The sequence below is a fragment of the Epilithonimonas sp. JDS genome (assembly GCF_021261315.1).
In the GTDB taxonomy this organism is placed as follows: domain Bacteria; phylum Bacteroidota; class Bacteroidia; order Flavobacteriales; family Weeksellaceae; genus Epilithonimonas.
In genome coordinates this window covers 330,261-354,735 of the sequence record NZ_JAJSAX010000003.1, presented here as the reverse complement: position 1 = coordinate 354,735, position 24,475 = coordinate 330,261, and the positions used below count along the sequence as shown (strand labels likewise).

The 24,475-nt window shown below is 38.8% G+C and carries 19 protein-coding genes; 18 read left to right on the top strand and 1 reads right to left on the bottom strand.

Translation table 11 applies throughout. The annotated features are described in order from the left end of the window. Positions 1–78 precede the first annotated feature (78 nt). The 16 genes from LUD75_RS11935 to LUD75_RS11860 all read left to right on the top strand — a co-directional run bounded on the left by LUD75_RS11935 (position 79) and on the right by LUD75_RS11860 (position 21,031). Positions 79–1,107, top strand: coding sequence for a pectinesterase family protein (locus LUD75_RS11935; protein WP_232705896.1), 1,029 nt, complete (start codon positions 79–81; stop codon positions 1,105–1,107). A gap of 59 nt (positions 1,108–1,166) precedes the next feature. Continuing rightward, on the top strand, positions 1,167–2,165 hold the full coding sequence (locus LUD75_RS11930; protein WP_232705895.1) for a DUF4861 family protein: 999 nt from the start codon (positions 1,167–1,169) through the stop codon (positions 2,163–2,165). Between the two features lie 12 nt (positions 2,166–2,177). Next, positions 2,178–3,437: a glycoside hydrolase family 88 protein gene (locus LUD75_RS11925; protein ID WP_232705894.1), complete on the top strand. Its 1,260-nt coding sequence runs from the start codon at positions 2,178–2,180 to the stop codon at positions 3,435–3,437. 179 nt (positions 3,438–3,616) lie between these two features. Next, positions 3,617–4,870, top strand: coding sequence for a glycoside hydrolase family 88 protein (locus tag LUD75_RS11920; protein WP_232705893.1), 1,254 nt, complete (start codon positions 3,617–3,619; stop codon positions 4,868–4,870). A gap of 111 nt (positions 4,871–4,981) precedes the next feature. Continuing rightward, positions 4,982–6,625: a glycoside hydrolase 43 family protein gene (locus LUD75_RS11915; RefSeq protein ID WP_232705892.1), complete on the top strand. Its 1,644-nt coding sequence runs from the start codon at positions 4,982–4,984 to the stop codon at positions 6,623–6,625. 56 nt (positions 6,626–6,681) lie between these two features. Continuing rightward, on the top strand, positions 6,682–8,352 hold the full coding sequence (locus tag LUD75_RS11910; protein ID WP_232705891.1) for a glycoside hydrolase family 28 protein: 1,671 nt from the start codon (positions 6,682–6,684) through the stop codon (positions 8,350–8,352). An 11-nt stretch (positions 8,353–8,363) separates the two neighbouring features. Then, positions 8,364–9,272: an alpha/beta hydrolase gene (locus LUD75_RS11905; protein ID WP_232705890.1), complete on the top strand. Its 909-nt coding sequence runs from the start codon at positions 8,364–8,366 to the stop codon at positions 9,270–9,272. 4 nt (positions 9,273–9,276) lie between these two features. Then, complete coding sequence (locus tag LUD75_RS11900; protein ID WP_232705889.1) at positions 9,277–10,245, top strand: pectinesterase family protein; 969 nt, start codon at positions 9,277–9,279, stop codon at positions 10,243–10,245. A gap of 204 nt (positions 10,246–10,449) precedes the next feature. Then, positions 10,450–11,187 (top strand): rhamnogalacturonan acetylesterase, encoded by a 738-nt coding sequence (locus LUD75_RS11895; RefSeq protein ID WP_034979620.1) that lies wholly within the window; start codon positions 10,450–10,452, stop codon positions 11,185–11,187. 55 nt (positions 11,188–11,242) lie between these two features. Beyond that, positions 11,243–12,142: an alpha/beta hydrolase gene (locus tag LUD75_RS11890; RefSeq protein ID WP_232705888.1), complete on the top strand. Its 900-nt coding sequence runs from the start codon at positions 11,243–11,245 to the stop codon at positions 12,140–12,142. 20 nt (positions 12,143–12,162) lie between these two features. After that, on the top strand, positions 12,163–13,074 hold the full coding sequence (locus tag LUD75_RS11885) for an alpha/beta hydrolase (protein ID WP_232705887.1): 912 nt from the start codon (positions 12,163–12,165) through the stop codon (positions 13,072–13,074). Positions 13,075–13,461: 387 nt separating this feature from the next. Next, entirely contained in the window at positions 13,462–14,280 is an 819-nt protein-coding gene (locus tag LUD75_RS11880) for a T9SS type A sorting domain-containing protein (RefSeq protein ID WP_232705886.1), read from the top strand. A 483-nt stretch (positions 14,281–14,763) separates the two neighbouring features. Then, on the top strand, positions 14,764–15,546 hold the full coding sequence (locus LUD75_RS11875; RefSeq protein WP_232705885.1) for a T9SS type A sorting domain-containing protein: 783 nt from the start codon (positions 14,764–14,766) through the stop codon (positions 15,544–15,546). Between the two features lie 213 nt (positions 15,547–15,759). Next, on the top strand, positions 15,760–17,076 hold the full coding sequence (locus tag LUD75_RS11870) for a T9SS type A sorting domain-containing protein (RefSeq protein ID WP_232705884.1): 1,317 nt from the start codon (positions 15,760–15,762) through the stop codon (positions 17,074–17,076). A gap of 47 nt (positions 17,077–17,123) precedes the next feature. Further along, a complete protein-coding gene (locus tag LUD75_RS11865) occupies positions 17,124–19,769 on the top strand; it encodes a pectinesterase family protein (RefSeq protein ID WP_232705883.1) in 2,646 nt (881 codons plus the stop codon). A 227-nt stretch (positions 19,770–19,996) separates the two neighbouring features. Continuing rightward, a complete protein-coding gene (locus LUD75_RS11860) occupies positions 19,997–21,031 on the top strand; it encodes a LacI family DNA-binding transcriptional regulator (protein WP_232705882.1) in 1,035 nt (344 codons plus the stop codon). 231 nt (positions 21,032–21,262) lie between these two features. On the opposite strand, the gene LUD75_RS11855 is transcribed toward LUD75_RS11860, so the two are convergent. Next, positions 21,263–21,928: a head GIN domain-containing protein gene (locus LUD75_RS11855; protein WP_232705881.1), complete on the bottom strand. Its 666-nt coding sequence runs from the start codon at positions 21,926–21,928 to the stop codon at positions 21,263–21,265. 128 nt (positions 21,929–22,056) lie between these two features. Here LUD75_RS11855 and LUD75_RS11850 point away from each other — a divergent pair, with 128 nt between their 5' ends. Both LUD75_RS11850 and LUD75_RS11845 read left to right on the top strand, forming a co-directional pair. Continuing rightward, positions 22,057–23,598 carry a S41 family peptidase gene (locus tag LUD75_RS11850; protein ID WP_232705880.1) on the top strand — a complete coding sequence of 514 codons (1,542 nt, stop codon included), beginning with the start codon at positions 22,057–22,059 and terminating at the stop codon, positions 23,596–23,598. A gap of 295 nt (positions 23,599–23,893) precedes the next feature. Next, the gene (locus tag LUD75_RS11845; RefSeq protein WP_232705879.1) at positions 23,894–24,433 is read left to right on the top strand and encodes a nucleotide exchange factor GrpE; all 540 of its coding nucleotides are present in this window, start codon (positions 23,894–23,896) and stop codon (positions 24,431–24,433) included. Positions 24,434–24,475 lie beyond the last annotated feature (42 nt).

Here is a 24,475-nt window from a genome sequence, read left to right as displayed (position 1 = left end):
TATTTAATTGTTAAATTCATACAGGTTTTCATCCCGCACGGGGTGAAAACTTGTATATTTAAAATAGATTAGTAAAAAATGAAGCATTCCGACCTCAAAAACCTTTTATTGTTTTTTTCTTTCACTTTAGTTTTGATTTGTATCAATTCTTTCAGCATCAGAGCCAATGATTCTGAAAAAGTTTATACAGTTGCAAAAGACGGAAGCGGAGATTTTAAAACAGCGCAGGAAGCAATTGATGCTGTCGAAAACGGACTTCAAACGACTACTAAAATTCTTATCAAAAAAGGAACTTACAGGGAAAAAATAACAGTTCCGGCAACCAAAGGTCCAATTACTTTCGAAGGCGAAAGTCTTAGTGAAACGATTATTATTAATGACGATTTTGCTTCAAAGAAAAATGCAGAAGGTAAAGAAATGGGAACGACTGGTTCTTCCACTATTTTTATTTTTTCTAATGATTTTTCGGCAAAAAATATCACTTTCCAAAATGATGCAGGAAAAGTTGGTCAGGCTGTTGCTGTTTTAATTACAGGCGACCGCGCAATTTTTGAAAACTGCAGATTTCTAGGTTTTCAGGATACCTTATATTTGAAAGGCCAACAGGATGATCCTTCAAAAACAAAAGAAGTTCGCCACTATTTCAAAAATTGTTACATCGAAGGAACTACGGATTTCATTTTCGGAGCGGCAACGGCAGTTTTCGAGAAGTGTGAAATTTTCGCAAAAGAATCTGCAACTTATCTCACGGCAGCTTCAACGCCGGAAGGTAAAAAGTATGGTTTTGTTTTCATCGATTGCAAAATCACTGGCGATGCAAAATCCCAATCGGTTTATCTCGGAAGACCTTGGCGGCCATTTGCAAAAACAGTTTTCATTAATACAGAAATTAGCAATGTGATTAAATCGGAAGGCTGGCACAATTGGAATAAGCCAGATGCTGAGAAAACTACTTTCTACGGAGAATATAACTCCAAAGGAATCGGAGCTAATTCCAAAGAAAGAGTTTCATGGTCTCATCAATTATCAAAAAAAGAAGCCAAAGAATATTCCGTAAAAAACATCCTGTCAGGAAAAGACAATTGGAATTTCAAAATAAAAAAGTAGTATTTGCAATGTCACACTGAGCGGAGTCGAAGTGCTTTTGTTCAAAATAAAAAATAAAAATGAAAAACATCATCCTCAAATCCATCTACTCTGGAATTCTGCTCAGTTTCATTAGCTGTTCAGCCCAGACCGATGTGATCCAGAAGATCAAAAAGGACGGAAGCAAACCTTTCTCATACGCCGAATTATCAGTCAAAGAAGGCGGGAAATGGGAAGGTAACCAATATGTCGGTGGGAATTTCAAAAATGTGACCGAATTACAAATTCCCGCAGAACACACGGATCATTCTTATTATATTAGATACGAAGGAATTGGTCTGGAAAATAATCAAGTTGGTTACAGATTGTACCTCGATTGGAGAAACGCCACAGATATTTTTGGTAAGAAAGTTAATACTTTAGTTTTACCGGAAGTTGGGCAAGACGGTTTCGAATCTTACCACCACGATGCACCTTGGGGACAGGATATTTTAAAGTCTGGTCGCACAATTGGTGTGGGTTCCTACGGAAGATATGATGAGCAAAATGATTTTGTGGAGACATTCAAAACGGTAAAAAGTACTTTTGTAAAAGTAGCAAATGACAAAACCAGTTCCTACGCTGCAATCGATTACACAGGATGGAAAACGTGGGGAGATGCCGTAGATTTGAAATCGAAACTGACAATCTTCAACAAAGATCGTTTTGTAAAAGTAGATTTGTCTTTGAACAATGCTATCTCCGGCTTGTGTACTGGGATTGTTGCCATCAAGGATATTCCGTTCAAGCAGGTCATTAGTAAAAATAAAAGATGGGCTTACATCGCCACTTACGGCCAGCAGACTTTAGCCAAAAAAGAGGACAATCTCGGGATGGCGGTTTTCTATCCAATAGAAAGTTTTGATAAATATGTTCAGACGAAATCAACGCACGTTGTGGTTTTCAAGAAAAACAAAAATGTGTCCTATTACTTTCTGGGCGCTTGGTCCCAAGAACCAAACGGCATTAAAACAGAAACCGAATTCTACCAGGATCTGGACAAAAAGTTAGAAACATTAGACCAAAATAATCAACTATAAATTTTCAAACCAATGAATTTTATTAATAGTAAGTTAAAGATATACACTTTCGCAGTTCTAAGTTCAGGAATGTTCCTGGCTTCTGCGCAGACAAAAACAATAGAAGCTCCAAAATCGAAAACTGAAACTTCAAGATCCGGAAAAGTAGTTCCCACAAACCTGAAATGGTCGGAAAGAATGCTCCTTTCCGAGATGAACCGTTTCCCGGAATCCTGGATGCTCGACTTCAGCAAAAGCCCAAAATGGACCTATCCCGCAGCCATCGTTTTAGATGCTGCTGAGCAAGTCTACGCAAATACCGGCAAAAAAGAATACTACAATTACATCAGCAGCTTCGGCGAAAAATTGGTCAAAGAAGACGGAACCATCGTTTCCTACGAACTGGAAAAGTACAACATCGACCTTTTGAATAGTGGAAATGTATTGCTTTATCTTTACGAAAAAGAGAAAAAAGAAAAATACCTGAAAGCCCTTCAAACGCTTCGTCTACAAATCGACGGACAACCCAGAACCAATGAAGGCTCTTTCTGGCACAAAAAAATATATCCTAATCAAGTTTGGTTGGATGGACTGTATATGGGAATGCCTTTCTACACGCATTATACCAAAGATTTTACGAAAGGAGCTGATGCTACAAAAGCCTATGATGATATTGTAATGCAGTTTGATTCCGTTCAGAAAAATCTTTTGGATAAAAAAACGGGATTGCTTTACCACGCTTGGGACGAGAGCAAAGAGCAGGCTTGGGCTGACAAACAGACTGGACTTTCTCCTAATTTCTGGGGTCGTGCAATGGGCTGGTACGGAATGGCGATGGTCGACGTTTTGGACTATTTACCAAAAGATCATCCCGGAAGAGCAAGGATCATTTCCTACATCAAATCCTTCTCAGACGCTGTGATCAAATATCAGGACAAAAAATCAGGTCTGTGGTATCAGGTTTTGGACAAGCCATTGGCAAACGGCAATTATGAAGAGGCAACGGCTTCCGCAATGTTTGTCTACACGATGATCAAGTCGGTCAACAAAGGTTATTTGCCAAAATCTTACAAAGCAGCAGCGAAGAAAGGTTATGACGGTATCATCAAAGATCTGATCACAGTGGATGAAAATGGCGTGGTCAATCTCAACAAATGTTGTGCTGTAGCAGGTTTGGGCGGAAAACCTTACCGTGATGGCAGCTACGAATATTATGTCAATGAGCAGATCCGTTCCAACGATGCAAAGGGAACCGGACCGTTCATCTTGGCAAGTCTGGAATTTGAAAAATAAGATGGTAAGAATTATTTGGGCAGCTTAATCCGTCTGCCACTCCCTCCCGATTTTACATCGGGATCCACTCAATGAGTTTATGCTGAGCTTGTCGAAGTAGGCTGCAGGTTTCCAGATAAAAAAAGGTTTCGTTTACAGAATTTTTGTTCATTCAAAAAATAAAAAAAAATAAAAGCAATATGAAATTTCAAACCCTTAAAGTATTATCCATCGCAGCTTTCGCTTCAGGATTGTTCCTTTCTTGTGCTCAAACAAAATCGGCAGCAGCTTCAAATACCAAAACAGAAACGTCACAATCCAGAAAAGTAGTTCCAACCAATCTGAAATGGTCCGAGAGAATGCTCCTTTCCGAGATGAACCGTTTCCCAAAAGCTTGGATGTTGGATTTCAACAAAGAACCAAGATGGGCTTACCCGGCAGCCATAGTATTGGAAGGTGCAGAACAGCTGTACGCCAAAACAGGAAACAAAGAATATTATGAGTACATCAGCAACTTTGGCGACACGATGGTAAAAGAGGACGGAAGCATCGTAAGCTACGAACTCGACAAACACAATATCGATTACCTGAATTGTGGAAACGTCCTTCTTTATCTTTACGGAAAAGAGAAAAAACCAAAATATTTGAAAGCGCTTCAAACGCTTCGTTACCAGATCGAAACAATGCCTAGAACCAAAGAAGGCGGTTTCTGGCACAAGAAGATCTATCCGCACCAGATGTGGCTGGACGGTCTGTACATGGGTGAGCCTTTTTATGCAAATTATACCAAAGAATTCAGCAAAGGTGCGGAAGCTGACAAAGCATACAACGACGTGGTCAACCAATTTGATCTGATTCAAAAACATTTAAAAGATCCGAAAACAGGATTGCTGTACCACGCTTGGGACGAGAGCAAAGAGCAGGCCTGGGCAAACAAGGAAACCGGACTTTCTCCCAATTTCTGGGGAAGAGCGATGGGTTGGTACGGAATGGCAATGGTAGATGTTTTGGATTTCTTGCCAAAAGACCATCCGGGAAGAGCTAAGATCATTGGTTACATCAAGTCTTACACAGATGCGATCATCAAAGTTCAGGATCAGGAAACCGGACTTTGGTATCAGGTTTTGGACAAAGGCGGCGAAAAAGGAAATTACACGGAAGCTTCAGCGTCATCGATGTTTGTTTACACCATGATCAAGGCTGTCAACAAAGGTTACTTGCCAAAGTCTTATAAAGCAGTTGCTCAAAAAGGCTACGACGGCATCCTGAAAAATCTGATCTCTGTAGATGAAAATGGCGTTGTCAATTTGAACAGATGTTGTGCGGTAGCAGGCTTAGGCGGAAAACCATATAGAAGCGGAACTTATGAATATTATGTCAACGAAGAGATTCGCTCCAACGATCCAAAAGGAACCGGACCATTCATCCTCGCAAGTTTGGAATTCGAAAAGTAAATTAAATTTCAAAAAGCCCTGAAAGGGCGAAATATTAGTAGCGTTGGGTGAAACCCGATGGAAGAGACATTAATTACGGTGTAAAACCTGTATAAATTAAAAAATAAGAATTTGAGAATCAGTAAAAAACATATCATCCTTTCATTGTTTGCCTTGTCAATCAATTATTTGGATGCACAGAAGGCGAAACCTTACGTTTCAGAAGTTTGGGTTTCTGACCTAGGAAATGGAAATTATAAAAATCCGGTTTTGTATTCAGATTATTCTGATCCAGACGCAATCCGTGTTGGCGACGATTATTATATGACCGCTTCCAGCTTCAACGAGGCACCAGGTTTGCCAATCCTGCATTCCAAAGATATGGTCAATTGGAAACTGGTCAACTATGCGATTCAGGACGTTTTGCCTAAGGAACATTTTTCTGTTCCAAGAAGAGGTGATGCCGTCTGGGCGCCAAGTATCCGTTTTCACAAAGGTGAATTCTACATCTATTGGGGCGACCCGGATTTTGGAATTTATATGGTGAAAACCAAAGATCCATTGGGAAAATGGGACGAACCCGTTTTGGTAATGGAAGGAAAAGGGTTAATTGATTCTTGCCCGTTTTGGGATGACAATGGCGATGCTTATCTTGTTCACGGTTGGGCAGGAAGCAGAGCAGGCGTCAAAAGTATTTTGACCTTAAATAAAATGAATCCTGAAGGAACCAAAGTTTTGGACAAAGGCATTCACGTTTTCGATGGTCACGACGCGCATCCGACAGTTGAAGGTCCGAAAATGTATAAAAGAAACGGCTATTATTACATCTTTGCTCCGGCTGGTGGCGTGGCGACTGGTTGGCAATTGATATTAAGGTCAAAAAATATTTACGGTCCTTACGAAGAAAAAATCGTTTTGGAACAAGGGAAATCCAAGATCAACGGTCCACATCAAGGTGCTTGGGTGGACACACAGAAAGGTGAGGATTGGTTTTACCATTTTCAGGATGTGGATGCGGGCGGAAGACTTGTCCATCTGCAGCCGATGAAGTGGGAAAAGGACTGGCCTGTGATGGGAATCGATACAGATAACAATGGGATCGGTGAACCGGTTTTGACTTATAAAAAACCAAACGTCGGTAAACCCTTCCCTATAGAAACGCCTGCAGAATCTGATGAATTCAATGATGATAAGATCGGATTGCAATGGCAATGGAGCGCCAACGAAAATGTGGTTTGGTCTGCGAAAATTCCGGGAAAAGATCATTTGAGATTGTTCTCAATGAAAGTTCCAGAAGGTGAAAAGAATCTTTGGAATGTTCCGAATCTTTTGACGCAGAAATTCCCTGCACCTGACTTTGTGTCGACAACCAAAGTGAAACTATTCCCAGAGGAAGCCAAAGAAGGAAAAGTTGCCGGACTTTTGGTGATGGGAACAGACCACGCTTCACTCGTCATCACCAATAAACCAGATGGATATTATCTTCAATTGAGAAAGGCGCCCAAAGCTGAAAAAGGTGGCGAGGAGAAGATTATTAATGAAATAAAATTAAAATCTAACGAAGCTTACCTGAAGGTCAATGTGAGCGAACCAAACGGGATCTGCACATTCAGCTACAGCGAAAATGGAAAGACGTTTACCAATATTGGCGAAAAATTTCAGGCAAAACCAGGAAAATGGATCGGCGCGAAAGTCGGGATCTATTCTGTGAGCGATGCAAAGGTTGCAAGAGGCGGTTACGCAGATTTTGACTTTTTCCGAATCACTAAAAAATAAAATTAATTAAAATAAAATCCAGGATCTCGGTTCTCGATTCTAAAATCTAAATAATAATGAAGAAATCGATTAAATTATTAGCCTTAAGCTTGGCAACGTTATTTTCGGCAAACAGTTTTGCACAAACGCAAATGGCGGATATCTACAAAAATGTGGAGTTCAAAATGCCAACTGTCACAGAAACATCTTTTCCTGCAAGGTCCGTGAGCATCAAAGATTTTGGCGCCATTGCCGGAACAAATGTTAAAAATACAGAAGCTTTCAAAAAAGCAATTACAAGCATCAATCAAAAAGGTGGTGGAAAAGTAATTGTTCCAAGAGGAATCTGGATGACGGGTCCAATTGTTCTTCAAAGCAATGTCAATCTGCATTTGGAAGATGGCGCAATGATCATCTTCAGTAGAGATTTTGCAGATTATCCTTTGGTAGATGTCAGTTTTGAAGGTCTTAACACAACCCGTTGTCAATCGCCGATCTCTGCAAAAGGTGCCACCAATATTGCCATCACAGGAAATGGCGTCATTGACGGAAGCGGCGATGCGTGGCGATATGTGAAAAGAGGAAAAATGACCGACGGACAGTGGAAAGACCTTTTGTCCAAAGGTGGCGTTTTGTCTGATGATAAGAAGATCTGGTTCCCAACAGAAAGTTCAAAACTTGGATTTACAAGCACTGCAAACTTTAATATCCCAGAGAAATTAACAACCAAAGCAGATCTGGAAAAAGTAAAGGATTTCCTTCGTCCCGTGATGGTAAGTTTGGTAAGTTGTGATAAAGTGCTTCTGGACGGACCAACTTTCCAGAACTCGCCAGCTTGGAACCTTCATCCATTGATGTCAAGCAATTTGATCTTGAGAAATCTAAACGTGAGAAATCCTTGGTATTCTCAAAATGGCGATGGATTAGATTTGGAATCTTGTAAAAATGTTTTGATCTATAATAATACGTTCGACGTTGGTGACGATGCGATCTGCATCAAATCCGGAAAAGATAAAGATGGACGTGACAGAGGCGTTCCGACAGAAAATGTCATCATCAAAAATAATACAGTTTACCACGCACACGGCGGAATCGTGATCGGAAGCGAAATGTCTGGCGGTGTAAGAAATCTTCACGCTTCAGATTGTACTTTTATTGGAACAGATATCGGACTTCGTTTCAAAACGACGAGAGGTAGAGGCGGTGTTGTGGAAAATATCTGGATCAGCAATGTGGATATGATCAACATTCCGGCGCAGGTGATCGGCTTCAATATGTTCTACGAAGGTAATTCGCCGATCATTGAGGAAGATCAAAGTGCAGATGATGAGAAGAGAGTCGAGAAAAAAATTCCAGTGACGGATGAAACGCCGATCTTCAGAAATGTATTCTTCAAAAATATCACTGCTACCAATTCCTACGAAGCGATCGCGTTGAGCGGATTATCCGAAATGAACCTTAAAAATATCTCTATCGAAGATTCGAATTTCGACACCAAAAAAGCGCTTACAATCGTAGATGCAGACGGAATCACACTTAAAAATGTAAAACTGAAGTACAGCGACGGAACTGGTGCAACCATTTACAATAGCAAAAATGTCGATATCTCTGGATTGACTTTGGAATCTGCAAACAAGCCAACCATCAAGGTTTTAGGAAACAAAACGACAGCCGTAAAACTTCCTAAAAGTGTTGCAAAAGAACAGATCACAATAGCGAAAGAAGTCGCTAAGAATGCTGTCAAATAATCAATTTTAATATGGGTTTTCACAAACTATATTTTCTTATTTTTTTCTTATTTGGAGCTAAATCTGCATTCGGACAAACCACACGTCCGAATGCGACTCCTTATACCAACGAAACGACGTACGAGAAACATAAGAAAAAATATCCTTTCATCACACCTATCGATAGACCAACGCCGACCAACATCGGAGTTGATAAAGATGTGGAATATGCTAACGTCAATGGTATTTCTTTGAAGGCAGATATCTATTATCCGCTCGATAGATCAAAAAAATATCCAGGAATTGCAATGGTTCACGGCGGTGGATGGATTTCAGGAAGTAAGGAAAACGAAAAATATATGGCTCAGGAACTGGCGTCGAAAGGTTATGTTGCGATTGCCGTTGGCTACAGATTGGCCGATGTTGCAAAATATCCTGCAGCAGTCAACGATGTTGAAACTGCAATCCAATTTTTAAAGAAAAACAAAAAGAAATATTCATTACACTCAAAGAATATCGCAGTTCTGGGAGAATCTGCCGGTGCTCAAATCGCTACTTTGGTTGGCGTAAGAAAGGAAAATAAAATCAAAGCGATTGTGAATGTGGACGGCATTGTTTCCTTCATTCATCCCGAAGCCGAGGAAAGTACTTACGCAGCCTATTGGTTGGATGGTGACAGAAATGTCAATCTCAAAAACTGGAAAGAAGCTTCACCTCTGGAATTCGTCGATAAAAATACGCCACCAACGATTTTCATCAACAGTTCCCAGGCACGATTCCACGCGGGAAGAGACGATATGATGAAGAAACTGAAATCGTACAACATCGCTACAGAATTTCACGAAATCAAAGATACACCACATTCATTCTGGTCGGCAGAACCTTGGTTTACGGAAACTTTGGATTTGACGGTTCGGTTTTTAGATAAAACTTTAAAATAAAATTATGAAGCGGATTTTATCAATATTAATGATGGCTTTTGTTCAAATTCTGTTTGCTCAAACTGCACCTTACATCACAGTTAATGTGGCATCGGACGGAAGCGGACAATTCACTTCTATTCAGAAAGCAATCAATTCATTGAGGGATTTTGGTCCGGGCGAAGCTTTAATCAAAATAAAAGCGGGAACTTATAAAGAAAAAATCGTCATTCCGTCTTCCAAACACAAAGTCACGTTGCAAGGCGAGAACGCTGAGAATACGATTCTCATTAATGATGATTATTCTGGTAAAATTGACGCTGTGAACGAGAAAATGACGACCTTCAATTCCTACACACTTTTAGTGATGGCGGATGAGGTTAAAATTTCAAATTTGACGATTCAGAATACTTGGTGTAACAAAGGTCAGGCGGTTTCTCTCCACGTGGAAGGCGACAAGTTTGTCATTAAGGATTCAAAGATTTTGGGTTGCCAAGATACGGTTTATGCAACAGGAAATCACAGCCGACAATATTTTGAGAATTGTTTCATCGAGGGAACAACGGATTTTATTTTTGGTTCCGCGACGGTTATTTTTAAAAATTGTACCATCAAAAGTTTGGCTGACTCGTATATCACAGCAGCTTCGACACAGCAGGGGAAGAAATTCGGGTTTGTCTTTTTCGATTGTCAATTGATTGCAAAAGACGGCATCACAAAGGTTTTTCTTGGAAGACCTTGGCGCTCGTTTGCCCGTACAGTTTTCATTAATACAGAAATGGGAAATCACATTTTACCAGAAGGTTGGAATCCTTGGAAAGGCGACGCAATGTTTCCGGAAAAAGAGAAAACCGTTTACTATGCGGAGTTTGGAAGTAGAGGAGAAGGCGGAAACATTTCGAAAAGAGTTTCCTGGTCTCATCAATTAACCAAAAAAGAAGTGAAAAATTTTACCATCGACAAGATTTTCGGTGACTGGAATCCTGTACAATAATTATATTTTGTTTAATTTTTATTTAACCACAAAAGTCACAAAAGTTATGACGATTTTTAAGCCTTTCAAAAGTTCAAATAAGGGTAATGTTATGATAAATTTTCTTTTTTCCTCTTGGAAAAGTATTTTTTAAACTTTTTCTTTTGTGACTTTTGTGGTGAAGAATTAAACGCATTTTTGAATAAGCTCGTAATCTTAATTAATATGAAAAAATTGCTTTTAAGCTTATCAATTCTATTTTCAGTGTTGATATTTGCTCAGAAAAAACCAACCTTGTTCCTCATTGGAGATTCTACAATGGCAAACAAAGATAAGCCTGATAAAAATCCTGAACACGGCTGGGGACAGGTTCTTCCACAATTTCTGACCACGGAAATCGAACTTCAAAACCACGCAATGAACGGCAGAAGTTCCAAAAGTTTTCGCACAGAAGGTAGATGGGACAAAGTAGAAAAACAACTTAAGAAAGGTGACTTTGTGGTCATCCAATTTGGTCACAACGACCAGAAAGTGAAAGATTCTACGAAGTTCACCAATCCATACACGCAATACAGAGCCAATCTGGAAAGATATGTCAACGAAACCAGAGCAAAAGGAGCAACACCGATTCTGATGACCTCTATTGTAAGAAGGGATTTCACAGAGAATGGCGTTTTGGTGGACACGCACGGTAATTATCCTTTGGTTGTGAGATTGGTAGCCGACGATATGAAAGTACCTTTTGTCGATATGCAATTATTAACAGAACAAATGGAAATCGCGGCTGGTCCGGAAAAATCAAAATTGCTTCACCTGCATTTCAAAGAAGGCGAAGTCGAGTATTATCCCAAAGGAAAAGAGGACGATACGCATTTGTCAAAACTAGGTGCGGAGACCGTTGCAAAACTAGCTTTGAAAGCTTTGAAGCCTTTGAAAACAGGCTTGGAAAAGTACATTAAATAATTTTAATTATAAGTTATCATTAATTTTAATGGTAACTTTTTTAATGAATAGATTTATGAAAAAGACACTTTTCATCGCATTGATATTTTTGATTAATCAAATCTCAGCGCAGGAAAAAATCATGTTCTGGCCAAAAGGTGAAATGCCAAATTCCAAAGGTCTGAAAATTGAGAATCCAACTTCGAATCCAGAAATATCAACTCAGGAAGCCGAACTTTTTGCCTTCTTGCCACCGAAAGCGGAGCGGTCGCAAAGGTCTGTGATTATCATTCCTGGCGGTGGTTATTCGAAACTGACTTACAATGAAGGTGCTTTTCAGATAGCAAAATGGATGAACACTTTGGGGATTTCTGCCTTTGTTTTATACTACAGATTGCCGACTTCTCCAGATTTGATTCAGAGAGAGATTGCGCCTTTGCAAGATGCTCAGGCAGCTATAAAATATGTCAGAAAAAATGCTTCTCAATGGGGGATTTCGCCAAGTCAAGTGGGTGTTGTAGGAACTTCGGCTGGCGGACATTTGGCCACATCAGTCAGTAATATTTCGACAGATTACACAGGTTTGAAAGGCGATTGGGCGAGTATTTCTACAATTCCAGATTTTGCTGTGCTCTTTTGTCCGGTAATTGATTTTGGTGAATTTGCTCACGCTGGAAGCCGTAAAAGTTTGCTTGGCGAAAACGCTTCTCAGGAAAAAATCACAGAATATTCGATGCAAAACCGAGTAACGGAGAAAACGCCGCCAACAATTCTTTTTCACAACCAGGATGATACGGCAGTTCCTGCGATGAACAGTATTTTGTACTTCAAAGCGATGACAAAAAATAAAGTGAAGGGCGCGATGTTTATTTTCCCGAAAGGCGGTCACAAATTTTCCTTTACCAACAAAAACGAACTAAGCGAGAACTGGAAAAAACTCTGTTCTGATTGGTTGAAAAGTTTAGATGAAAAATAACGGTTTCAAATCTTAAATCAATGAAAAAAGTAGCTTTAATTATATCCATTTTCGTAGTTAGTCAAATCTCTGCTCAGCAAAAAATCACGCTTTGGAAAAAAGGAACAATGCCAAATTCCAAAGGTTTGAAATTAAAAACGATAGAGGAGAAGGAAGGAAGAATCACACAGATCCAGGAACCCGAATTGGTCGCATTTTTACCTGCGAAAGAGGAACGGAACAAGATGGCTGTCATCATCATTCCCGGCGGTGGTTATCACCATTTGACCTACGATTTGGGCGGCTATTCCTATGCAAAATGGCTTAACACTTTAGGGATTTCTGCGTTCGTGCTCAATTACCGATTGCCGACTTCTCCGGATTTGAAGCAAAGAGAAATTGGTCCGTTGCAGGATATTCAGGCAGCGATAAAATTAATTAGAAAAAATGCAGTCCAATATGGGATTTCAACCAACCAAATTGGTGTTTTGGGAACTTCAGCTGGCGGACATTTGGCAGCAATGGCAAGTGATATTTCTACAGATTACACCGAATTGAAAGGCGATTGGCAAAATTATTCCGCCATTCCAGATTTTGCTGTTTTGATTTCTCCCGTCATCGACTTGGGCGAATTTGCGCACAAAGGAAGTCGACTCAATCTTTTGGGCGAGAATGCCTCTGAGGAAAAAATTAAAGAATATTCGATGCAGAATAGTGTAACGGAGAAGACACCACCAACGATTCTTTTCCACGCTCAGAATGACCCTGCAGTTCCCGTCATCAACAGTATTTTGTATTACGAGGCGATGATTCAGAAAAACGTGAAAGGTGCGTTGTTTATTTTTCCGGAAGGTGAGCACAATATTGGAATCAATAATAAGGCAGAACTTACGGACAATTGGAAAAAGGTCTGCGCAGATTGGCTGAAACAATTAAGTAAAAAAGGCAATTAAAAATTGAAATTGGCCATTTTTAGAATATGAAATCCTAATTTAAAAATTAGGATTTTTTCATTTTTTCTCAATAATTCATTTTTTGGACGAGATTTCGGTTGATTTTATGCAATCGATTACGTCAAATTTGGAATCAAAAATTAACTTTTTCGCAGATTATTTTTCCTTAAATTCATTTTTAATTAAACATTCATTTAATGGTTTTGTTCAGTAAATAAAGGATATTTTAATTTTATATTAATCAAATTTAATATTCAAATAAAAAATAAATTAAAAATTTGCGCGCTTATTTGAAAATAATTTTATATTAGAACCGTCGATTAAGAGATGTATTTGTGTAATCGATTGCATAAAAATTATTTAAAACAACTATAAAATTAATTTATCATGAAAAAACTATTATTTTCTTTAATGATTGCAGGCTTTTCTGCTACTACGATCAATGCTCAGACTGTTTGGGATTTCTCAACTTGGACTGGTGGAACAGATGGAGTTGTGGCAGCTGGTTACGGATCTAATACCTTGGTTAAAAACATCGCATTTATTCCAGGTACGGGAACGGCAGATTTGGGTGCAATTGAAAACAATAACGCAACATTTGTAGAGTCTGGTGTAACTCCGGATTACAAGCCAACTAAGCGTCTGAAATTGAATGGAGCTAGTTATGCCACAAGTGGAGCTAACTATGGTGTGCCGATCAAACGTTTCTTTTATGTGAAAGTTGATGGTCCGAGTACAATAAAAGTTTGGTACAAAAACGGTGGGTCTGGTAATCGTACACTTTATTTAAGTGATGGGACAAATGTTTTAGGTTCAAACGTTTACGCAAATTCCACAGATGGTATTATTTATACTTATGAATATACTGGTGCAGCTGGAAATATCTATTTTGCAGGAGATCAGGCTCTTAATTTCTACAAGGTTACAGCAACAAATGTTGGTACAACAGAACTTCCTGCAACTTTAGCAGTCGATAATGTAAAATCTGGATTGAAAGCAAATGCATTCTCCAGCGGCAACAAAATTTATGTTTCTAATTTGGAATCTAAAAACACCAGTATCAATATTTATTCAGCTAACGGAACTCTAGTGAAATCTGCTAAAGCTTCTGCTGACGCTAACTTTGAGATCAATGCGAAAGGTGTTTATATTGTAAATCTTAAGTCTGAAGCTGGTGAGAAATCAGTGAAAGTCCTTTTAAAATAATTAAAACCGAATAGTAAATATTTTCATAATTTTTTTTCAAAAAAGCCCTGTGAGCAAATTGTTTACAGGGTTTTTTATTGATTCAATATTTTTATGCATCTAAATTGTTATTGCTTAATATCGAAACATTGATAGTGTTGAAGGATTAAAATTTATATTTTGAATTTGATAATTATTTCAAAATCTCAAATTTTACAAAATTGGCTCCGTTTTTAGTCAATTTGATTCAACCGATTGCATAGATTTTTGACTTAAAAAATGCCATTTTAAAACAGTCATTTAATTTTTTATTCAATTTTTTATCTTCTGAATGCACCATTAATAAAGGGTTTTGTTCTATTGTTAAAAAAAATTAACGTTAAATTAAAAAAAAATAACTTGATATTAAATAATAATTTTATATTAGAACCGTCGAATTATTACAAACATTTGTGTAATCGATTGCATAAAATTATTAAAACAACTAATTAAATTATTTTACACATGAAAAAATCATTACTTCTTTTAGCTTTTTCAGTAGTAGCTTCTGTTAATTCTTTCAAAGCACAAACTACTTTTGACTTCTCTAGTGCAGCCTGGCCGGTAACTGCTGGTGAAACAACTGCGGTGGTAAAAAACAACCTTGGACTTGTTCCGGGACCTGCAACTGTTGTAAACTTCGCACAGGTAGAAGCGAATACTGCAAATTTCTCTGATGGATACTCTGCATCAAAGCGTTTCAAATTGAATGGAGGCGGTTACACTTCTACAGGAACTAACACTACGCCAACACAACGTTATGTTGTTCTAAAAGTGAACGGAAACTCTGTGATCACTGTTTGGTACAAAAACGGAGGTTCTGGAGACCGTACACTTTACATCGGAAACGGAACTGCAGTTCTTGGATCTAAAACTTATTCTAACTCTTCAGATGGTTTAATCTACACTTATGAGTACGCAGGTCCTGCAACTAACTTATATTTCTACGGTGATCAGTCTCTAAACCTTTACAAAATTACTGCTACAAACGTTGGCACAACTGTATTGGGCGTGAATGACGTTCAGAAATCTATGAAAGCTAACGTTTTCTCTGCTGGTAACAAAATCTATGTTGCAGATCTTGACTCCAAAAATACTCAGGTTAATGTTTTCAACGCGAACGGATCTTTGGTTAAAACAATGAAAGCGTCTGCTGATACTAACTTTGAAATCAACAACAAAGGAATCTACATTGTAAATCTTAAATCTGAAGCTGGAGAAAAATCAGTGAAAGTTTTATTAAAATAAAAAACTGCCAACCAGGAAGATTTAAAATTTACATGAATTAAATTTTTCATTAATAGAAGTTTGATGAAACCCGTTTTCATCAAACTTTTTTTTTCCTTTTTCCTAAAATAGAATGTATTCAATTATCTAATTATCATTCTGTTATAAAAAATATGATTCTTTCCTGAGATCATAATTCTAAAATCAATTTAATCTTCAATAGATACTTATCCAATGAAAAGAATAATCTTAATGTCTGCGTTTCTGATAACGTCTATATTTCAGATCAATGTAAAAGCACAACAATGTCCTGTCTCCGGCTGGGCATCACAAAATGGCGTGACCGGCGGCGGAACTGCTACCCCGACTGTAGTGACGACTTATGCAGAGTTGAAAACAGCAATCAATGCTGCTGCGGTAAAAGTAATTCACATCTCTGGAGAAATTACATTTCCAACAGCCGGCCGACTGACGCTTCAAAATCAAACCGGGAAATCAATCTTAGGATTAGCCGGCGCAAAATTAATTTCTGTAGATCTTACTTCCGGTGGATCCGGAATTCTGTATGCAAAAAACAGTTCCAATATCTTAATCAAAAATATCACATTTGAAGGCCCTGGCGCTTATGATGTGGATGGGAATGATAATTTGACGATCGACAACTGTACCAGCGTTTGGGTAGATCATTGCACTTTTCAAGATGCGCTTGACGGTAATCTTGATATCAAAAATGCGTCTGACCTGATCTCGGTAACCTGGACGAAATTCCAATATCTGAAAGCACCAATTCCTGGAGGTTCTGGCGGAAGCAATGACCACCGTTTTTCCAATCTTTTTGGATCAGGAGATGATGCTACTCAGGATGATGGAAAACTAAGAATCACTATGCAGTACTGCTGGTGGGGACCTGGCGTGAAGGAAAGAATGCCGAGAGTTAGATTTGGAAAAGTTCATTTGCTGAATAATTATTTCAATAGTTCTGTCAGCAACTATTGTATCTACGCAGGTTTCAAAGCAGATCTTTTGATTGAAGGCAATTATTTTGAGGGTGTTAAAAATCCTATCAGATTAGAAACGGGGAAATTCACTGCAGCACAGTTGGTTGACAACACGTTCTCTGGTGCTACAGGAACGATGGTGGGATCCGGAACGGCTTTCGTACCGCCTTATTCCATCAACAAAATTGCCTCTACAGACGTGAAACAAACAGTAATGGCTGGTGCAGGCGCTGTTCTTTTGCAGCCAACGGATTGTCTTTTTTTGGCAACGGGCGAAGTGAATTCTAAACTTAATGCAGCTACTACATTTTACCCAAATCCAGCTTCTGAACAAATTTCTCTAAAGGTTTTTTCCAAAGACAATAACAAGCCAGTTCAAATCAAAGTGATGGATATGTCTGGCAAATCTGAAGGGGTCGTTTACAATGGAACACTTTCTAAAGGTGACAATACCATCAATGCGATCTCACTTAAAAAAATTGGAAAAGGGGTGAAACTATTCGAAGTTAAAACTGCTGATAATTCCTACGTTCAAAAGGTAATTGTAAAATAAATTTTAAGATTAAAAACCATTTTCACAACTATTAACTTTAACTAACAATGAAAAAAACGCTAATCTTACCGGCTGCACTATTTAGTGCTGCAATGATTTTCGGAATCGGAACCAGTGTTTCTTATTTCGAAGTATCAACAAGTGACGATGTTACAACTTCTGTTTCCGATGGAAATTCCAAAGAAGCTGGTCTGCCTACTGAAAAAAGAACTTTAAAACCCTCAAAAGCTTTTGAAGCAACTCCGGCCTCTGTTACCTGGCCTTTGATCACGAATATTACTGAAAAATCTCTGGAAGGTAATCTGGAATCCAGCATCAGTTATCCAGCTGCAAGTGTGGCTTACCAGGTCAATACCAAAATAGATTTTACGGGCGATGCTATTACGGACAGTAATGTGATTTTCTGGCAATTGGTCGGAACTGCAAACAGCTGGACCGCAACGGGAAGTACAACAGTATTCAATCCTGATGTCTATGTTCAATTGGATGTAAATCCTACAAACGGCGGAACGTTAACGGTTAATAAAATTGACGCATTAGTTGGTGCATCCGGAACAGGGAATATGTATTATCAGGCATTCTACAGCGTGAATGCAGATTTCTCAAATCCAGTCTCTATCCAGTCGGCGCTTAAATTACCAAATAATGGATCGTCCGCTTTGAGTGCTACGCTTGCAACGCCGGTTGTCCTTACAGGAAGTCAAAAACTTTATGTAAGATTTTATCCCTATTTGGTGGCTGCGGCTACTAACAAGCAATTTGGTTTGAGAAATGTTAAAATCTCAGGATCTATGGAAGGTGCGGTTGCAAATCCTGCGACGGTTTCTACAACGGCTGTTTCTTCCGTTTCTACAACAAGCGCAGTTTCTGGAGGTAGCATTTCCAGCAATGGTGGCGGTGCAATTAATGCCAGCGGTGTTGTCTGGAGCACCAATCAGAATCCGACAATAGATGATTCTAAAACCAGCGAAAATGCAACCACAGGATCTTATGTAAGTTCATTGACTGGATTGAATCCGGGAACAACTTACTATGCCCGTGCTTATGCTACAAACATTGCGGGAACTTCTTATGGCTCACAAATTAGTTTTACAACTTTAGCAAGCATTGTTGCGCCTACCGTTACAACAACTTCACAGTCTCAGGTTACGAACAAATCATTTGTGGTTTCCGGAAATGTGACCGATTGGGGCGGTGCCAGTGTGACAGACCGTGGAATCGTCTGGTCAAAAACCAACAGTACGCCAACCCTGGAAAATGCAGACAAGGTTTCTACAGGAACAGGATTGGGCGCTTTTTCATCTTATGTTTACGGTGTAGAGCAGTCTACTTTGTACTATGTAAGAACTTTTGCGGTTAACTCTGCTGGTACTTCGTATGGTTCTGTAGCAACGGTTACGACCAAAGCAACAGATCCGGATGTCATTAAGACAATCAGCAAAGACAGCAAGGTTGCAGATTATGCAACTGTTCAGGCGGCTTTCGATGCCGTTCCGGATAATTATACAGGAAGATGGATTCTTCACATCAAACCTGGAACTTACACAGAAAGACCAACTTTGGCATCAACCAAATCAAATGTGTTTTTGATTGGAGATGATGCCGCAACTACGATTATCACGAATAATGTTTCTGCCGGAACCATCAATCCTGATACAGGACAAGGCTACGGAACATCACTTTCACAGACGATGGCCATCTTAGGAAATGATTTTACAGCTTCCAAAATTACTGTTGCCAATACTTTTGTAAATTCAAATGCCAATGCAGCAAACAATGCAAATACACAGGCTGTAGCTCTTAAAACGCAAGGCGACCGTCAGGCATTTTATGATTGCAGAATCTTGGGTTATCAGGATACATATCTTGGAAACAGCATTGGTAGAGCGTATTTCAAGAATTCTTATATCGAAGGTAATGTTGATTTCATCTTCGGCCGTCAGACTGTTGTTTTTGATCAATGTACAACTTACATCAACCGTAATAATAGTGTAGTAACAGCGCCTTCCACTGAAGCAAGTACAAAATACGGATTTGTGTTCCTGGATTGTAATCTGACAGTTCCTGCAGCTGGAACTACTGATTTTAATGGAACAGTTATCAGCAATTTCCACTTTGGCCGTCCTTGGCAAAATCGTCCGAAATCTGCTTTCATCAGAAGCAATACGCCTGCAATGCTGAATCCTGTTGGCTGGACAACGATGAATGCGGGTCTTAATCCTACATTCGTGGAATATGGTGGATATGGAGCTGGCGCAACGCCTGACAAATTGGTGTCAAGAGGAAATGAAGGTGTGGTAATCACTGCGGCTCAGGCTCAGGTTTTCACGGTAGAAAATGTTTTCAAGAAAGAAACAGATCCTTCATTTGTATTTGACTGGATGCCGGCTGCTTCTGTAAGTATTGACTTCGGAACTTTGGCGGTGAACAATATCAAAGATGCTAAATTAAGTGTATATCCAAATCCATTTACAGATCAGGTAACAATCGCTTATGATTTGAAAAGTGCTTCTGATATTAATGTTTTCATTTATGATATGAATGGAAGAGTCGTTAAGAATATTCAGAAATCCAATCAGAAGTCTGGCGTTAATACGATAACAATTCAAACCAAAGATTTGAAAACCGGAATTTACATCTACAATTTGAAATCAAATTCGGGTCAGATTACTGGAAAATTAATCAAAAACTAACCAACTTTAAATACGAAAGCCAACTTCATTTCGATGAGTTGGCTTTTTTCCTTATTGATTTTTCAATAATCATTAGTTAAAATAAAAAATTATACAATTGTATTTGCTTTATTTTAAAAAATTGGAGGGTTGAAGAAAATTATGATTATTTTGATACAGATTTGGATTAAAAAGTAAGGCTCAGTTGTGATTTATTTATATATTTACAATCATTCAGAAAAGAATACATGACAAAAAAAAACACCACGATATATGACATTTCCAAAAAACTGAATGTGAGTGTGGCGACTGTTTCCAGAGCGCTGAACAACCATCCCAGAATAAGCCAGGCGACCAAAGAACTGGTTGTGAATATGGCCAAGGAAATGGATTATAAGCAGAACAATCTAGCCAAAGCACTCAAAAGCGGAGAGACCAAAACGGTGGGTGTCATTGTTCCTTATATCAATACCAACTTTTTCTCGTCAGTCATTCGTGGAATAGAGGAGGAGCTTTCTCCCCACGGCTACCGCGTCATCATCTGCCAAAGCCACGACGATGCCACGATTGAAAAGAAACAGCTGAACACGCTGCTGCACACGCAGGTGGATTGTATTTTTATTTCCATTTCAAAAAACACGACTGATACGGAATATATGAAAAAAGTAGTCGGCACCACCAATACACCGATTATCTTTTTTGACAGAAAAAAGGACATTCCGGGGATCAGTACAATTACGATTGATGATCACAAAGGTGCCTATCAGGCTACCGAACATCTCATTAATGAAGGTTATAAAAATATCTGCCATCTTTCCGGAGATCAGAATCTGGAGATCTACCAAAACCGTCTGAAAGGTTACATCAGTGCGATGGAAGATTACAAAATGCCGATCATTAAAGAAAATATTATTAATACGGGAAGCTCCATCGAAGAAGGTATCAACGCGATGAAAAGTCTTTGGAAAAGAAAGATAAAACCGGATGCGATTTTCTCCGCGTCAGATTTCACTGCTCTTGGTGTATGTAAAGAGATCAAAAATCTAAAACTCAGAATGCCTCAGGACATCGGTGTGATAGGTTTCAGTAATGAGCCTTTTACGCAGTTTATGGAATTATCCATCAGTTCAGTCGATCAGACACCTGTAATGATGGGGAAAATATCAGGCAATGTTTTTCTGGAAAGTATCAAAGATAACTTTTCAGGAATTACGATCGAAAAGAAACTGGTGCTAACGCCAATGCTCTGTATCAGGCAGTCTTCCTCAAGAAAACAAGTTTAAAATCTTAATATAGAACCTGCTTTGAAGCAGGTTTTTTTGTTATGTTAATTTTACTTATAAACCTAAATTTTCCTTACAGTAAATCTGGAGTTTTATTAAATATAATCATAACCGGTTTTAGATTCCGTGATTTCTACAATGTGTCTTAAATTATAATTCAAAGAAAAATCCCACCAGATCATCTGATGGGATATTATTTATTTTAGTGTAATTTCTAAGCTCTAATATGTATTAATGATAGTTGATTTTACCACCAGCAATCTTCTTGTCATTTTTAGATTTTGGTTTACCGTAGATGTCGATTGTGCCTCCCGCTCTTGTGGTGGCTGTTACAGATTCGGTGGCATTGACCGACGCCTGTCCGCCGGCATTTGTTGTAATACTCGTAATCTGTGTCTGCAGACTTTTGCCGTCATATTTTGCGCCCGTATTTACGACTACCGATTGGGAATCTGTATTTCCTGATAATTTCAAGACCGCACCGGTATTCACTTTTCCTTCGATTACTTTGGCGTTCACATTCAGGTCTATATTGGAACCTTCGTTGGAAGTCAGTCCTAGTTTTGATGATTTTACAATATCAGTAGACCAGATTTTCGCCCCCTGACTCGCCTGGATATCATTAATGTCTGTGTAGTAAAGCAAAATTTTGATGTCATCACCTTGCAGTAATTTGGTAGGTTTCATTCGGATTCTTAGCTCGTCGCCAGAGTTTACGAATTCTACCTCATTTGCCATCGTACCGCTGACTTCAGCTTTGTAATCGTCAGAAGCAACCAATTGTACGGGGATTTTGTCAAAGACTTTCAGATTGGTAAAAGCCGTAATATCTCTGCTTTGAGCAAAAGAAAACTGAGCAATCAGAAAGGCGGAGGTGGCCAGAATTATATTTTTCATAATGTTGAATGTTGATTTAATACCAGACTCTCCATTACAAATCTAAAACCACTTTTTGTTATAAAATGTTAAATTTGCTTTTGTAATCAGTACATTCCGGATTTAAAATCCTACTTTTAATTCCTTTAATGAAAAAAACAGCTGCTTTTCTGATATTTATGATTGTCTTTTCCTGTCATTCCGTCAGGAAAAATAATCTGTTTCTGGAAAAGAAGATTACTGCAGCTCACCTCAGAAAAGATGTAGATTTCACTTATAAAAAGCTGCAGAGATTCCACCCGAATCTGTATTGGTACATTTCCAAAAAAGCATTGGATTATAAATTTGACAGCCTCAAAACCACTATCAATCAACCTTTGACGCCAAATCAGTTTTATTTCAAATTGGCACCGGTGATCGCAAGTATCAATGAAGGACATCTCAGGCTGAGATCTGTAAGTAAAAAATACTCCAAGGCCGAGCAGAAGGAATTCAAAACCAAAAAGCCATTATTTTCACTGATGGATTATAAAATCATCGGTGACCGGATTTTTGTCAAAGAAAACAGAGAAAATGAAGGTGACATCAAAACCGGAACAGAAATCCTGAAAATCAATGATGAAAAAGTCTCAGATCTCATCAAAAAATACAGAAAACTGTACAGCTCTGACGGCGAAAACAAAACCTTCCAGAAGTATTTTATCAATCTGACCTTTTTCAATTATTACACTTTGGAAAATGGCTATCTGGACAGCGTAAAACTTCAAACCGCTTGTGATAATGTCATTACGGAAGTTCATCTCAAAAGAAAAAAGAAGGAAACCAAAGAAGTCATGGAAGAAAAAATCCTTCCAAAAGTGAGCGCAGACCAAAAGTTACAGGATTATGATGCGGCCTCTAAATCTTACAACAGGAGTTTCAAATTCCTGAAAACCGACAGCAGTGTTGCTTACATCAAGGTCAAATCGTTCTCCGCAACTTACGCCAAAAAGTTCTATGACCAGACATTCAGAAAAATCAGAAAAGCCAAATCCGATTATTTAATTCTGGACGTTCGGGACAATCTCGGCGGCTCGCTTTCTGAGATTAATACCTTGTATTCCTATTTGACGGATGAGAAATTTACGCTCATAAAATCGCCGGAGATGACCTCCAAAACTTCCGGGATGCACCAGAATTATTTCCGTGGTCAGTCGGTTTTTACAAGTATTCTCAGTGCGCCGGGTTATCCGTTTTTTCTTGCGGGCAATTATCTATTGTCATCCAGGAAAGACAAAAAATATTACTTTCGCGAGTTTGCATCAAGACCAACTAAACCAAAGGAAAATGCCTTCAAAGGGAAAATCTACGTCCTCGTAAATGGCGCTAGTTTCTCAGCATCATCCATCATTTCTGCCAAACTGAAGTATGAAAACCGCGCCACAATCGTGGGCGAAGAAACCGGCGGTGCAAATGACGGAACGGTGGCGGGTGTTAATAACACGGTGGTTTTGCCCAATTCGCATCTCACGCTTCCCATCGGATTATTCCTCATCCGCCCCAACATCGCGTTCGAAAATCAGAACAGAGGTGTCGTTCCCAACTTTTCCGTAGATCCCAATTTCGACGATATTTTCGGTAAGGAAGACACTATCCTGAAATGGACTTTGGACGATATCGATTTCCGAAACACCGTTACGCATATGAAATAAAATTTGGGCGTGCCCCTCGCAGCCGCATTTCCCTTCGCTCGGGTCGCGCTGTCCGTTACTATCTTTTTGTCTTCGATATTTGTTAATCAGTAGAAAATTTAGCCAAAGACAAAAAGGATATCCACTACCATCGCTCACGCAGCTGCGCAAAGCTTAACATTTTCCAGTTCGTTTTATTATTCATCATCCATCATCCATCATCCATCACCCATCATTTATCATTAATTTCTGCCTAATTGTCAAAAAACCACGATTGGCAAAGGAATTGAAAAAGATACCTTGTAAAATTATCATTATGGAAGAAAACAAAGATATACACGAGGAAAACCTTAATCAAGACAATCAGACCGTAGAAAATCAGGAAACGGAAAACCAGGAAAATCTGTCACAAAAACCGACTGCAGAAGAACTTTTGGCAGACGAGAAAGACAGATACATCCGTCTCTATGCAGAATTCGAAAACTATAAAAAAAGAACTCAGAAAGAGAAAAATGATTTCTATCTGTACGCTTCTCAGGATTTGATGACCTCTATGTTGGGCGTTGTAGATGACTTCGAAAGAGCCATCAAAGAAATCTCAAAAAGTGGCAACGAATCCGAGCTGAAAGGCATCGAATTAATTTATCAAAAGCTGAAAAGCAAACTGATCGATAAAGGTTTGAAACCAATCCACGTAGAACAAGGCGACACTTTCAATGTAGATTTACACGAAGCAATAACTTCAATTCCTTCACCTTCAGAAGATCTTAAAGGGAAAATCATCGATGTGGTGGAAACCGGATATCAGCTTCACGAGAAAGTAATCCGTTTCGCAAAAGTAGTAACAGGAAACTAAGTTTATTAATGATAAAAGATAATTGATAAATGATTTTCTGAT